At 67.3% G+C, this 13,799-nt stretch carries 9 protein-coding genes; 7 read left to right on the forward strand and 2 right to left on the reverse strand.

Features of this window, described 5'->3' with window-relative positions; translation table 11 throughout:
- Position 1 precedes the first annotated feature (1 nt).
- Entirely contained in the window at positions 2–1,390 is a 1,389-nt protein-coding gene (locus tag ARADN35_RS0101545; RefSeq protein ID WP_010458302.1) for a phosphomannomutase/phosphoglucomutase, read from the reverse strand.
- Positions 1,391–1,535: 145 nt separating this feature from the next.
- On the opposite strand from ARADN35_RS0101545, the gene ARADN35_RS0101550 reads away from it, so the two are divergent.
- The 5 genes from ARADN35_RS0101550 to ARADN35_RS0101570 all read left to right on the forward strand — a co-directional run bounded on the left by ARADN35_RS0101550 (position 1,536) and on the right by ARADN35_RS0101570 (position 9,166).
- The gene (locus tag ARADN35_RS0101550) at positions 1,536–3,110 is read left to right on the forward strand and encodes a DNA-3-methyladenine glycosylase 2 family protein (protein ID WP_244265830.1); all 1,575 of its coding nucleotides are present in this window, start codon (positions 1,536–1,538) and stop codon (positions 3,108–3,110) included.
- 65 nt (positions 3,111–3,175) lie between these two features.
- Positions 3,176–3,724 carry a methylated-DNA--[protein]-cysteine S-methyltransferase gene (locus ARADN35_RS0101555; protein ID WP_029412893.1) on the forward strand — a complete coding sequence of 183 codons (549 nt, stop codon included), beginning with the start codon at positions 3,176–3,178 and terminating at the stop codon, positions 3,722–3,724.
- The gene (locus ARADN35_RS0101560) at positions 3,721–4,647 is read left to right on the forward strand and encodes a DMT family transporter (RefSeq protein ID WP_010458305.1); all 927 of its coding nucleotides are present in this window, start codon (positions 3,721–3,723) and stop codon (positions 4,645–4,647) included. Before ARADN35_RS0101555 ends, ARADN35_RS0101560 begins: the two co-directional genes overlap by 4 nt.
- Positions 4,648–4,801: 154 nt before the next feature.
- Positions 4,802–8,620 carry a sensor domain-containing protein gene (locus tag ARADN35_RS0101565; protein ID WP_010458306.1) on the forward strand — a complete coding sequence of 1,273 codons (3,819 nt, stop codon included), beginning with the start codon at positions 4,802–4,804 and terminating at the stop codon, positions 8,618–8,620.
- Between the two features lie 99 nt (positions 8,621–8,719).
- Positions 8,720–9,166 carry a GNAT family N-acetyltransferase gene (locus ARADN35_RS0101570; protein ID WP_010458307.1) on the forward strand — a complete coding sequence of 149 codons (447 nt, stop codon included), beginning with the start codon at positions 8,720–8,722 and terminating at the stop codon, positions 9,164–9,166.
- Positions 9,167–9,233: 67 nt separating this feature from the next.
- On the opposite strand, the gene ARADN35_RS0101575 is transcribed toward ARADN35_RS0101570, so the two are convergent.
- Positions 9,234–11,186 (reverse strand): propionate--CoA ligase, encoded by a 1,953-nt coding sequence (locus tag ARADN35_RS0101575; protein ID WP_258070072.1) that lies wholly within the window; start codon positions 11,184–11,186, stop codon positions 9,234–9,236.
- 254 nt (positions 11,187–11,440) lie between these two features.
- Here ARADN35_RS0101575 and ARADN35_RS0101580 point away from each other — a divergent pair, with 254 nt between their 5' ends.
- Both ARADN35_RS0101580 and chrA read left to right on the forward strand, forming a co-directional pair.
- The gene (locus ARADN35_RS0101580) at positions 11,441–12,409 is read left to right on the forward strand and encodes a chromate resistance protein ChrB domain-containing protein (protein WP_010458313.1); all 969 of its coding nucleotides are present in this window, start codon (positions 11,441–11,443) and stop codon (positions 12,407–12,409) included.
- Positions 12,406–13,779 carry a chromate efflux transporter gene (gene chrA / locus ARADN35_RS0101585; RefSeq protein WP_010458314.1) on the forward strand — a complete coding sequence of 458 codons (1,374 nt, stop codon included), beginning with the start codon at positions 12,406–12,408 and terminating at the stop codon, positions 13,777–13,779. Before ARADN35_RS0101580 ends, chrA begins: the two co-directional genes overlap by 4 nt.
- Positions 13,780–13,799 lie beyond the last annotated feature (20 nt).

The following is a 13,799-nucleotide window of genomic DNA, read 5'->3' on the forward strand; positions in this document are numbered from 1 at the left end:
GTCAGTGGCTGGCAGCGCCCACGTGGGCGTCGGGCTTGACCCGGTGCAGCAGGGCGAGCATGGCGGCTTCGATGCGGGCCAGGGCCTCGGTGGTATGGCCCTCAAAACGCAGCACCAGTACCGGCGTGGTGTTGCTGGCGCGGATCAGGCCAAAGCCATCGGGCCAGTCCACGCGCAGGCCGTCGATGGTGCTGATGGTGGCGGGCGCGGCGAAGGTATCGGCCGCCAGGGCCTGCAGCTCGGCGGTGAGGCGGTGCGGCTCGCCCTCGGCGCAGGCCACGTTCAGCTCGGGGGTGGAGAAACTGGTGGGCAGCGCGTTGAGCACGGCGCTCGGGTCGCTGCTCTTGCTCAGGATTTCCAGCAGGCGGCAGCCTGCATAGGTGCCGTCGTCAAAGCCATACCAGCGCTCCTTGAAGAAGATGTGGCCGCTCATCTCGCCGCCCAGCGGGGAGTTGGTCTCCTTCATGCGGGCCTTGATGAGTGAGTGGCCGGTCTTGAACATCACCGGCACGCCGCCTGCCGCCGCAATGGCGGGCGCCAGGCGCTGGGTGCATTTCACGTCGAAGATGATCTCGCCGCCGGGCACGCGCGAGAGCACGTCCTGCGCAAACAGCATCATCTGGCGGTCCGGGAAGATGTTGGTGCCGTCCTTGGTCACGATGCCCAGGCGGTCCCCGTCGCCGTCGAAGGCCAGGCCCAGTTCGGCGTCGCTGGTCTTCAGGGCGTCGATCAGGTCGCGCAGGTTCTCCGGCTTGCTGGGGTCGGGATGGTGGTTGGGGAAGTTGCCGTCGACCTCGGAGAACAGCTCGATCACCTCGCAGCCCAGTGCGCGGAAGATGTCCGGCGCCGACGCACCGGCAATGCCGTTGCCGCAGTCCACCACGATCTTGATCGGGCGGGCCAGCTTCACGTCGCCCACGATGCGCTCGCGGTAGGCAGGCAGCACGTCCACATGGCGCACCGAGCCGCCGGGCAGCAGCCGCCAGGTTTCCTGCTCCATGGTGCTGCGCAGGGTCTGGATCTCTTCGCCATAGATGGCACGGCCATTGAGCACCATCTTGAAGCCGTTGTAGTCCTTGGGGTTGTGGCTGCCCGTGACCTGGATACCGCTGTTGCACAGCGTGCTGGCCGCAAAGTACAAGAGCGGCGTGGTCACCAGGCCCACGTCAATCACCTCGATGCCCGCCTCCACCAAGCCCTGGATCAGCGCACCCGAGATGGCCGGGCCCGACAGACGCCCATCGCGGCCCACCGCCACGGTGGTCTGCCCTTCGGCGCGGGCTGCCGTACCAAAGGCCCGGCCCAGGCCCAGGGCCACTTCTTCATTCAGGGTGGACGGCACGATGCCGCGGATGTCGTAGGCTTTGAAAATGGCGGGTGTGGGCTGCACGCAGGGGGCCTTTCGCGAAGGGGTTGGACGGGTTTTGGAAGTCCGCTGCATTGTAGGCGCCCCCCCTGGGCCGCTTCGGGCATGCGTGCAGGCACATGTCCGAAAACGGCCAGTGAAAACACCCCCGGCTCCTATGATCCAGCCCATGAATCCGCCGACCCCGCCCGCCACTTTGGCCACCGACACCCCCCTGGACGAGGGCCGCTATCTGGCCGTGCTGGCGCGCGATGCGCGTTTTGACGGGCACTTTTTCACCGCCGTGACCTCCACCGGCATCTACTGCCGCCCGGTGTGCGCCGTGCGCACGCCACGGCGCGAGAACTGCCGCTTTTTTGTGCTGGCCGCCCAGGCCGAGAGCGCAGGCTTTCGCCCCTGCCTGCGCTGCCGGCCCGAACTGGCCCCGCAGGCGCTGGTGTGGTCGGTGCAGGACGCCAGCGGCATCCTGGTGCAGCAGGCCGTGCGCCTGCTGGATGCGCCCGACCTGTGGCCCGCACCGTCCGCGCGTGGTGAAGGCAGCGCCACGGTGGCCCGGCTGGCCGAGCGCCTGGGCGTGAGCGACCGGCACCTGCGCCGTATTTTTGAGGCGGCCCTGGGCGTTTCGCCCCTGCAATACCTGCAGACGCGCCGGCTCCTGACCGCCAAGCAGCTGCTCACCGACACCCGCATGCCCGTCACCCAGGTGGCCTTGGCTAGCGGTTTTGCGAGCGTGCGGCGATTCAATGCGGCGTTTTCGGGGCACTACGGTCTGAACCCCACACAGCTGCGGCGCAGCGGCGCCACCGCCGGGGAGCAGCCCACCAGCACCTTGCGACTGGCCTGGCGCCCCCCCTTTGACGTGCCCGCGCTGCTGGCCTTTTTTGAACGGCGGCAGTTCCACGGGGTGGAATGGGTGCTCCCGGAGGAGGCCACGCTGCGCCGCACGGTGCGCCTGCCCGCACCCGGCACCGGCCTGCCCGGCGAGACCACGGGCTGGTTCAGCGCGCGCTTTGATGTGACCCGCCACCAGGTGCTGCTGCAGACCAGCGACAGCCTGTACCCGGTGCTGCCGCTCGTGATCCGCCGCGTGCGTGCCATGCTCGACCTGGACGCCGACCCTGCCGCCATCAACGCCGTGCTGCACCCGTATTTCCCGGACGGGGACGGGCTGCGTGTGCCCGGTGCATTCGACGGCTTCGAGCTGGCCGTGCGTGCCGTGCTGGGCCAGCAGATCACCGTGGCCGCTGCGCGCACCCTGGGCCAGCGGCTGGTGGAACGGCTCGGTGAGCCCATCGCCACGCCCTGGCCCGGACTGAGCCGCTTGTTCCCCACTGCTGCCACGCTGGCTGCGGCCGACGGCGACACCCTGGGCCAGCTGGGCATCGTGCGCCAGCGCCAGGCCGCCATCGTGGCGCTGGCCCGCGCGGTGGACGGCGGGGGCCTCGCGCTTCATGCGGGCGCCGACGTGGCAGCCACCACGGCCGCCCTGTGCGCCCTGCCCGGCATTGGTGACTGGACCGCGCAGTACATCGCCATGCGCGTGCTGCGCTGGCCCGATGCGTTCCCGGCCGGGGACGTGGCGCTGCACAAGGCTTTGGGTGTGCAAGGGCACAAGAACCCGGCCCGCGCCGCTGCCGAGGCCTCGCAGGCATGGCGGCCCTGGCGCAGCTACGCGGTACTGCGCGCCTGGGCGGCAGGCACTCTGGTGGGGACAGTGCCACCAGCTTCATTACTATCAAAATAATAGCTATTGGCGCTTTCCCATCAAGCGCTGGTTGCCAATTTCATACAAAACCACTTCCTTCAGCCATGCAATTCCATCCCCATACCGTGCAGATGCGCACCTCCACCGCACTGGGGCCCGTGCGCCTGGCGGCGTCGCCCACCGGCCTGGCCGGTGTCTGGTTTGAAGGACAGCGCCACGAGCCCAGCCTGCAGCTTCATGGCCCCGCCGCCTGGGCTGATGCGGTAGGCCACCCGCTGCTGCAGGAAGCAGCACGCCAGCTTCAGCAGTACCTTCGCGCCGAACGCGCCGGGTTTGACCTGCCGCTGGACCTCTCAGGTGGCACGCCGTTCCAGCAGGAGGTGTGGCGCGCCTTGCTGGCCATCGGCCGTGGCGCCACCACCAGCTACGGAGCCTTGAGCCGCCAGCTGGGCCGTCCCCTGGCTGTGCGCGCGGTGGGCGCCGCCGTGGGGCGCAACCCGGTCAGCGTCATCGTGCCCTGCCACCGGGTGGTGGGCACGGACGGCAGCCTTACCGGCTACGCCGGTGGCCTCGACCGCAAAAGGGCCTTGCTGACCCTGGAGAATGCGTACGCCACCGCCACTGGCGCAAGCCACTCCAAAGGAAATGCATGAACAGCCCGGGAACCCAGCCTGTATCGACCTGGATCGGAGAATTCATCCTGCTGGCGGCTTTGTGGGGCGCATCGTTTCTTTTCATGCGAATGGGCGCTGCCGAGTTCAGCCCCCTGCCCATGGTTGGTTTGCGCGTGGCACTGGCCACCGTGTTCCTGTGGCCCATCATGCTGCGCCAGGGCCACTGGCCCGCGCTGCGCCAGCACTGGCGGCCGATCCTGTTTGCCGGGGTCATCAACTCTGCCATTCCGTTTGCGCTGTTTGCCTGGGCCGTGATGCACATCCAGACCGGGCTGGCCTCCATCCTGAATGCCACGGTGCCACTGTTTGGCGCGCTGGTGGCCTGGGTGTGGCTGGGTGACCGCATCAATCGCCTGCGCTGGGTGGGCCTGGCGCTGGGTTTTGTGGGCGTGGCATTGCTGGCCTGGCGCGCGCCGGCGGGCACCGGCTTCAAGAGCGACAGCGCCGGCTGGGCCATTGCGGCCTGCCTGCTGGCATCGTGCTTCTACGGCCTGTCGGCCAGCTTTGCGCGGCGCTACCTCACGGGCATTCCGCCACTGGCCACGGCCACCGGCAGCCAACTGGGCGCGGCGCTGGGCCTGGCCGTGCCCACGCTGTGGTTCTGGCCGGCGCAAATGCCCGGCCTGCACGCCTGGGGCGCCATCGCCGCCATCGCCGTGCTGTGCACGGGCATTGGCTACATCCTGTATTTTCGGCTCATCGAGAGCGCCGGGCCCAGCCGGGCGCTGGCCGTGACCTTCATCGCGCCGGTGTTTGCCGTGCTGTATGGCGCACTGTTCCTGGGGGAGCGCATCACGCCGTGGATGGTTGGCTGCGCCCTGGTGATCGTGTGCGGCACCCTGTTGTCAACGGGACTTATCAGGACACTCAGGCTGGCCCGGCCCGCTTCAGAACGGCCCTAAACTTGGCCCATGGGGTTTTCATCGGGCTTTTGCCATCTGACCAAGTCCGTCAACGGCACGCGGCGCTGTATTGCCACACACATTCCCGGCCGCGCGCCCTGTACTCCCGGGCCTCAAGCCACCCCACCGCAGGTGGGTGCACAGGCGCATTGCCATGGGTAACAACACCCTTCTGGCTGCCACAGCGCTCATGTCGCTGCTGCTGTTGCTGGCCTGGCTGCCGCCGCACGAGTCCTTGCACCCATCGCGCCGCACCTTGCTGCTGCTGGGGTTGGCAGGCGGCCTCGTGTCCTGGATTTCTTTTGAGGCACTGCGCTGGAACGCCCCTGAACTGCGGGTGGTGGCTTACCCCACTGCTGCTGCGTTCCTGGCACTTTTTTTCCGCGTCCCTGCGGCCATCGTCACGGCGCTGATCGCCCTGGTGGCGGCGCTGTCGGCCGATGTGTCCGATGTGGTGCCCGCCAGCGCCGTGCTGGCGGCGGCCGTGGCCACCGGGGTGCTGTGGCGCAAGGTGGGGCACCGCCTGCATGTGCCCAAATGGGCCGCGCTCATCGGGCTGACGCTGACCCTGCCCCTGGCGGTGGCCGGCAGCCTCTGGGCCGCCGGCAGCGCGCCCGACCTGACCCGCAACCTGCCATGGCACCATGGCGCCGGGGTGTTCATGCTGGGCGTTGGCCGGTTGCTGCTGGCCAGCAAGGCGCGCTCCGAGCTTTCGCGCAGCGACATCCAGCAGACACTCGCGCAGCAGGAGCAGCGATTGCGGCTGGTGCTGGACTCCATGGGGGGGGGGCACTGGGAATGGGATGTCGTCCGGCGCGAATTTCGCTGCCACGGCAGCTTCTACGAGACCTTCGGCATCACCGCCGCCGATCTGGCCGCACCGGACCTGTGGCAGCGCTGGTACGCCCGGCGCCACCCGCAGGATGCCGAACGCAATGCCCCCAAGCTGGCGCGGGCCATGGACGGGCTGGAAGACAACTACGAAGCCGAGTTCCGGGTGATGGACACCGAGGGCCAGTGGCGCTGGCTCATGTCGCGTGGCACGGTGGCGCGGCGCGACGCGCAGGGCCGCCCGGCGGCCCTCATCGGTATGGACGTGGACATCACCGCCCACCGGGCGGCCGAGGACGCGTTGCGCTCGTCCGAGGCCAAGTACACGACCTTCTACCAGACGCTGCCTGATCCTGCAGGCATCTCCCGCATCTCGGACGGCCGCTACATCGACGTGAACCCCGCGTTCTGCGAGGTGCTGGGGCGCCCGCGCGAAGAGGTGATCGGCCGTACCTCCACCGAGCTGAACATCTGGGCCTCCGAGCAGGAGCGCAAGCGGCTGGTGGAAACCTTCCGCCGCGATGGCAAGGTGGACCGGCTACCCCTGGTGGCGCAGCGCGCAGGTGGCCGCATCCCGGGGTTGATGTCGGCACGCTCCGTGCTTGTGGATGGCGAGAACTGTTTTGTTTTCGTTTTCCACGACATGACCGAAGCCCACCGCGCCAGCGACGAGCTGCGTGCCCTCAACGGCCTGCTGCAGCAGGCTGGCCGGCTGGCCCGGCTGGGGGCCTGGGAGGATGAGCGCGGCAAGGGCCTGGTCTACTGGTCGGACGTGTGTTTTGACATCCACGGCCTGCCCCCCGGATCGCCGCTGCCCAGCGACTACATCGACCGCCACGTGGCCCCCGCCTACCGCGAGCCACTGCGCGAGCGCTTCCGCCAGAGCATTCTGGAACGCTCCGAGTGGAGCATGGAGATGGAGGTGCAGCACACCGACGGCCGCCTGGTCTGGGTGCGTGCGCGCGGCGAGCCCGTGGTCGAAAACGGCAGGGTCACCCGGGTGCGCGGCGTGATGCAGGACATCGACGAGGCCAAACGCGCCGAACAGCGCCTGCGCCAGTCCGAAGAGCGCTTCTCGCGCATCTTCCACCTCATGCCCTACCCCATGGGCCTGTCGCACCGCAGTGACGGGCGCTATGTGGACATCAACCCAGCCTGGGTGGAGATGCTGGGCATCCCGCGCGAAGAGGCGATCGGCAACACCGCCATCGAGCTGGGCATCTTCACCGAGGTCGACCGCGCGCGCCTGCTGGAGGCCGAGGGTGGCACGGGGCACCTGAGCAGCTACGAAATCACCTTGAACGTGCGCGGCGGCCCACCCCGCACGGTGCTGCAATCCATGCGCGCCACCGAATTCGATGGTGAGCCGTGCTGGCTGTTCTCGGTGCACGACATCACCGACCGCAAACGCAACGAAGAGCAGGTGCGCGAGCGCGAGGAACTGCTCTCGCTCACCATCTCGGCCGCATCGCTGGGCCTGTGGGACTGGAACCTGCAGACCGGCACCGTCACCGGCGACAGCCGCTGGCGGGCCATGCGGGGCCTGGACACGCCGCGCACCCCGCTGGCACCCATGCAATGGACGGCAGGCATTGCGCCCGACGACATCGACCGCATCACCAGCGAACTGGCCCGCCACACCGCCCACCCGGGCACCCCGTTTGACGCCACCTTGCGCGTGAACCAGGCGGGCGACCCCGCGCGGTGGCTGCGCAATCTGGGCAAGATCGTGGGCTTTGACGAGGCGGGCCGTCCAGCCCGCATGCTGGGGGTGGCCATTGACGTGACGCCCCAGCGCGAGCAAGAGGTGCTGCTGCAGCGGCTGGCCCTGTTCGATGCGCTCACCGGCCTGCCCAACCGCGTGCTGCTGGCCCGCAAGCTGCAGGAATGCATGGACCAGGCCCGCCAGAGTGGCCGGCAGCTGGGCGTGGCCTACCTGGACCTGGATGGCTTCAAGCCCGTGAACGACCGCCTGGGCCACGGAGCGGGCGATCGCCTGCTGGTGGTGGTGGCGGGCCGCTTGACGCGTGCGCTACGCCCCATGGACACGGTGGCGCGCCTGGGCGGAGACGAGTTCGTGATCCTCATGCCCGAGCTGGAATCCGTGGACGGCTGCGAGCGCATGCTGCACCGGGTGATGGAAAGCATCTCGGCCCCTTACACGCTGGACACCGAGCGTGTGGTGGTCACTGCCAGCATCGGTTTTACGGTGTTCCCGCAGGACGAAGCCGACGCCGACGCCCTGCTGCGCCACGCCGACCAGGCCATGTATGCCGCCAAGCAGGCCGGGCGCAACCGTTTTCACCAGTTCGACGCTGCGCAGGAACGCGCTTTGCAGCTGCTGCGCGAGCAAGGCCGCCACCTGCGCGATGCACTGGCGGCTGCGCAGTTCACCCTGTACCTGCAACCCAAGGTGGACATGCGCAGCGGCGCCGTGGTGGGCGCCGAAGCGCTGACCCGCTGGCAGCACCCCGAGCGCGGCCTGGTGTCACCGGGCGAGTTCCTGCCGCTGCTGGAAGGCACCGAGCTGGAGATCGACTTTGGCGAATGGGTGATCGAGGCCGCCCTCACCGTCCTGGAGCAGTTGCAGGCGCATGGGTTACCCCTGCCGCTGAGCGTCAACATCGCTGCTCAGCACCTGCAGAACCCCGACTTTGCCGACTGGATGGCCCAGTGCATCGCGCGCCACCCCAGCGTGCCCGGCCACCTGGTGGAGATCGAGATCACCGAAAGCGCTGCGCTCTACGACCTGACTGCCGTGGCGCAAACCCTGACGGCGATGCGTGCGCTGGGGGTGGTGGTGTCGCTGGACGACTTTGGCACCGGCTACTCGTCGCTGACCTACCTGCGCCGCCTGCCCATGGACACGCTCAAGATCGACCAGAGTTTTGTGCACGGCATGATGGGCGACCCCGGCGACCTGGCCATCGTGCAGGGCGTGATCGGCCTGGCCCGCTCCTTCGGCTACCGCGTGATCGCCGAGGGGGTGGAGACCGTGGAGCAAGGGCAGATGCTGCTGCAGCTTGGCTGCATGCAGGCCCAGGGCTATTGCATTGCCCGGCCCATGCCGCTGGAAGAGTTCATTGGCTGGATACCAAGGTGGCAGCCGCCGGTGGGGTGGCAGCGGCAGCGGCCGGTGTAAGTTTTTGATTTAAAACAGGCTCTACCGCTTATCCATAAAGCGTTAGCAGCTATCTTTTTAATACCGCTCCAGATTTTCATGCACCGCTGAGGGACCCCCATGAGCATTCGCGAACTGCATGCCCACGAACTGACGCAGCTGCTCACCCTGTACCAGCATCTGCACGAACACGATGACCCGCTACCTCCGGTGCATGAAGTCGAAGCCGTGTGGGCGGAGGCGCTTGCGAATCCGCGTATTCAATACTTTGGGGCCTACGTGGACGGTGCGCTGGTTTCCACCTGCACTCTCACCGTCATTCCAAATCTCACACGCGCCTGCCGACCCTACGGTGTCATCGAAAACGTGGTCACGCATGCGTCACACCGTGGCCAAGGTTGGGGGCACGCGATCCTGACACATGCGCTCGGGCAGGCCTGGCAGCGGTGTTGCTACAAGGTGATGCTGATGACCGGCCGAAAAGACGAAAGCACGCTGCGGTTTTACGAAAAAGCCGGGTTTGACCGGCACGGCAAACAGGCTTTTGTCGCCAAACCGGCAACTTAGCCCGTCGCTGTTCCCGCTTCGCCCCGCAATCCGCAGGGCACTGGCAGGTCCTGCCCATGGGCTCCGGTTACCCCACCAGATCCTTCACCTGCTGTAGGGCCGCCGGGTCTTCCATCGTCGTCAGATCGCCGGGATCGCGCCGCTCGGCCACGGCCTGCAGCGCGCGGCGCAGCAGCTTTCCGCTGCGGGTCTTGGGCAGCACAGAGACAAAATACACGCGCGACGGACGGGCCACGGCGCCGAGCTGGCTGTCCACCTGCTTCATCACCTCGCCTTCGAGCTTGAGGCGTGCAGCCTCATGGGTCAGGCCCGAGGCATCGCGCGCCACCGCAAACGCCATCGCCACCTGGCCCTTGAGGCTGTCGGCCACGCCCACCACGGCCACTTCGGCGATGTTGGGGTGGGAGGCAATGCTCTCCTCGATCTCCCGCGTACCCAGGCGGTGGCCAGCCACGTTGATCACGTCGTCGGTGCGGCCCAGGATGAAGTGGTAGCCGTCGGCATCGCGGATGCCCCAGTCAAAGGTGCTGTAGATCAGGCGGCCGGGAATGCTCTTCCAGTACGTGTTCACAAACCGCGCATCGTCGCGCCACACGGTCTGCATGCAGCCGGGGGGCAGCGGGCCTTCGATGGCTACCACGCCTTTCTGGTTGGGCGCTGTCAGTTCCTCGCCGTTGCTCTCGTCGATGAGCTTGACGTGGTAGCCGTACATGGCCTTGCCGGGGCTGCCGAAGCGCGTGGTTTGCTGCTGCACACCATTGGCCAGGGTCAGGATGGGCCAGCCGGTTTCGGTCTGCCAGTAGTTGTCGATGATGGGCACCGAGAGAGCGTCGCTGATCCACTGCGCCGTGGGTTCGTCCAGCGGCTCGCCCGCCAGCCACAGGGCCTTGAGGCTTTTCACGTTGTACTTGGCAAGGTAGGCCGGGTCCTGCTTCTTGAGCACCCGCACCGCCGTGGGCGCCGAGAACATGTGGGTGACCTGGTACTTCTCGACAATGCTCCACCACACGCCCGCGTCGGGCCGCGTAGGCAGGCCCTCGTACATGATGGTGGTCATGCCCGCAATCAGAGGGCCGTAGACGATGTAGCTGTGCCCCACCACCCAGCCGATGTCGCTGGTAGCGAAATACACGTCGCCCGCTTTCGCATCAAAGATGTGCTTCATGCTGGCGGCCAGCGCCACGGTGTAGCCGCCCGTGTCGCGCTGCACGCCCTTGGGCTTGCCGGTGGTGCCGCTGGTGTACAGCGTGTAGCTGGGGTGGGTGGATTCAACCCATTCGCAGGGCACCACGGTGTTCAGGTGCTGCTCGCGCAGCGCCGCCCAGTCGTGGTCGCGGCGCGGTTGCAGGTGCATGGGCGCCAGGCCCCGGTTGATCATGAGCACGGCGGCGGGCTTGTGTTTGGAGAGCGCAATAGCCTCGTCCAAAAGCGGCTTGTAGGGCACCACCTTGCCGCCACGTGACCCGGCATCGGCGCTGACCACGGCCACCGGCTCGGCATCTTCAATGCGCGAGGCCAGCGAGCCCGAGGCAAAACCTCCAAACACCACCGAATGCAGCGCACCGATGCGCACGCAGGCCAGCATGGCAAAGGCGGCCTCGGCAATCATGGGCATGTAGATGAGCACACGGTCGCCCTTCTTCACGCCCAGGCCCTGCAGCACGGCTGCCATGCGCTGCACCTCGGCATGCAGCTCGGCAAAGCTGTAGCTGCGCTCGGTGTCGGTTTCGGTGGAGATCGCCACCAGCGCACTTTGGCCGGCGCGCGTTGCCAGGTGCCGGTCGACCGCGTTGTGGCACAGGTTGGTGGTGCCGCCGACAAACCATTTGGCAAACGGTGGGTTGCTGTAGTCGCACACCTGCTGGGGCGGGGTCTTCCATTCAATCAACCCGGCCTGCTCGCGCCAGAAAATGTCAGGCTGGTCGATGGACTGGCGGTAGAAGTCGGCGTATGCGGTCATTGTGGGTGTCTCCTCGGCATCTCTCTCGCGCCCTGCCACGGCAGCAGGTTTTGAATTCATAATTATTCATAACGGGCTTGCGGCAAACTGACGCTGGCCTTCGCACTTGCCATGAATCCACTGCGCTTAGCGGCTGGTGCCCGTTGCAGTAAAGCGCATGCATGCGGCATCGCTGCCGCTTCTTGCACGCGACCCGTCCCCTCCCATCGCTCTTTTGTATGCCCTGAAGCACTCGGCAGGCAAGGATTCTTTGGTGACAACGATATTAAAAATAGAAATAACTATTTCATTAAACAACGCATATACTTCAAATCATGTGGTCCACCCTCATCATGACGCTGCCCACGCAGCCCAACGCCGTGCGGCTGCGCATCTGGCGCAATCTCAAGGCACTGGGCTGCGCCGCCCTGCGCGACGGCGCCTACCTGTTGCCTGAAGAACACGCGGGCCTGCTGGCCCCCATTGCCACCGAGGTGCGAGAACACGGCGGGACGGCCATGCTGCTGACTCTTACTGCGCCGGACAGCGCACAGCGCCAGGAGATCGAAGCGTTGTTCGACCGCACAGAAGCCTTCACTCAGTGGCGCGACACGGCCACGGCCTTGCAGGCGGAGCTGGCACAGCTCACGGAAACCGAAGCGCGCCGCCGCTTGCGTGGCATTGCCGACGCCCTGCAGGCCTTGCACCGCACCGACTACTACCCCGGCGCCGCCGCCGCGCAGGCCGATGCCGACCTGGCCACACTGCGGCAGGCCCTGGACGCCTGCTTTTCACGCGGGGAGCCCGCCGCCCTGCCCGCCCATGGCATCGCGCGCCTTCACACCGTCCAGTTCCAGAACCAGCGCTGGGCCACGCGGGCGCGGCCTTGGGTGGACCGCCTAGCCTGCGCCTGGCTGATCCGCCGCTTCATCGACCCGGGCGCGCGGTTCGTATGGCTGGCCGATCCGGCATCGCCGCCTGCTGATGTCCTGGGCTTTGACTTTGACGGCGCCCGATTCACCCATGTGGGAGCCCTGGTGACCTTTGAGGTGCTCGTTGCCAGCTTTGGGCTCGAAGCCGACTCCCGCCTGCAGCGCCTGGCCCGCGCCGTGCACTACCTGGACACGGGCGGCATGCCCGTGCCCGAGGCCGCGGGGCTGGAGGCCGTGCTGGCCGGCCTGCGCGAAGTGCATGCCGATGACGACGCCCTCACCCAGGCCGCCGCACAGGTGTTCGACGCCTTGTACGCCGTGCCGTCCGCCCTCCCTTCCTCGCAGGCCCCGCTGCCCAGCACCGCACCATGACCACCCCGACTTCTGCGTCCACCACATCCTCCCTGGACCGCCCCGCCCCCGTGGGCTTTGGCGAGGCGTTCCTGTTCTGGCTCAAGCTCGGTTTCATCAGCTTTGGCGGCCCGGCCGGCCAGATCGCGATCATGCATGCCGAGCTGGTGGAGCGCCGCCGCTGGATCAGCGAAAAGCGCTTTCTGCACGCCCTCAACTACTGCATGCTGCTGCCCGGCCCCGAGGCGCAGCAGCTGGCCACCTACATCGGCTGGCTCATGCACCGTACCTGGGGTGGCATCGTGGCCGGGGCGCTGTTTGTGCTGCCCTCGCTGTTCATCCTGATCGCACTGTCGTGGGTGTACCTGCGGTTTGGCGACGTGCCGGTGGTGGCGGGCATCTTCTACGGCATCAAGCCCGCCGTGACCGCGCTGGTGCTGCACGCAGCGCACCGCATTGGCACGCGCGCGCTCAAGAACGGCTGGATGTGGGGCATTGCCGCTGCGTCTTTTGTGGCCATCTTTGCGTTCGACACGCCCTTCCCTGCCATCGTGCTTGTGGCAGGCCTCATTGGCTACTTTGGCGCACAGCACTGGCCGGCCGTGTTTGCCCTGGGGGGCGGCCATGCCAACGGCCACAAGGGCTACGGCCCGGCGTTGATCGACGACGACACTCCCACGCCCGCCCACGCGCGCTTCTCACGCAGCCACCTGGCCAAGGTGCTCGCAGCCGGGCTGGCGCTGTGGCTCGCAGCCATGGCCGCGCTGGTGGCCACGCAGGGCTGGCAAGGCACGCTCACGCAGATGGGCTGGTTCTTCACCAAGGCCGCGCTGCTCACTTTTGGCGGCGCCTATGCCGTGCTGCCCTATGTGTACCAGGGCGCGGTGGAGCAACACCAGTGGCTCAGCGGCCCGCAGATGATCGACGGCCTGGCGCTGGGCGAGACCACCCCCGGCCCGCTGATCATGGTGGTGGCGTTTGTGGGTTTTGTGGGCGGCTGGCTGCAGCAGGTGTGGGGGCCAGATGCGCTGTTTGCGGGCGCCGCTGCCGCAGCCGCCGTGGTGACCTTTGTGACCTTCCTGCCCTCGTTCATCTTCATCCTCGCGGGTGGCCCGGTGGTGGAGGCCACCCACGGCAAGCTCGGTTTCACCGCGCCACTGTCGGCCATCACCGCCGCCGTGGTAGGCGTAATCCTGAACCTGGCGCTGTTTTTTGCCTACCACCTGCTGTGGCCCAAGGGTTTTGGCGGGGCGTTTGATGCGATCTCCGCCGTGGTTGCACTGGGGGCGGGCGTGGCGTTGTTCCGCTTCAAGGTCGGCGTGCTGCCTTTGCTGGGCACGTGCGCAGCCGTCGGACTGGCGGTGACTTTTCTCAAACCGTGGCTTGCCTGAGCCGCCATTCACCCACCTTC

The organism is Acidovorax radicis N35, from assembly GCF_000204195.1.
In the GTDB taxonomy this organism is placed as follows: Bacteria; Pseudomonadota; Gammaproteobacteria; order Burkholderiales; family Burkholderiaceae_C; genus Acidovorax; species Acidovorax radicis.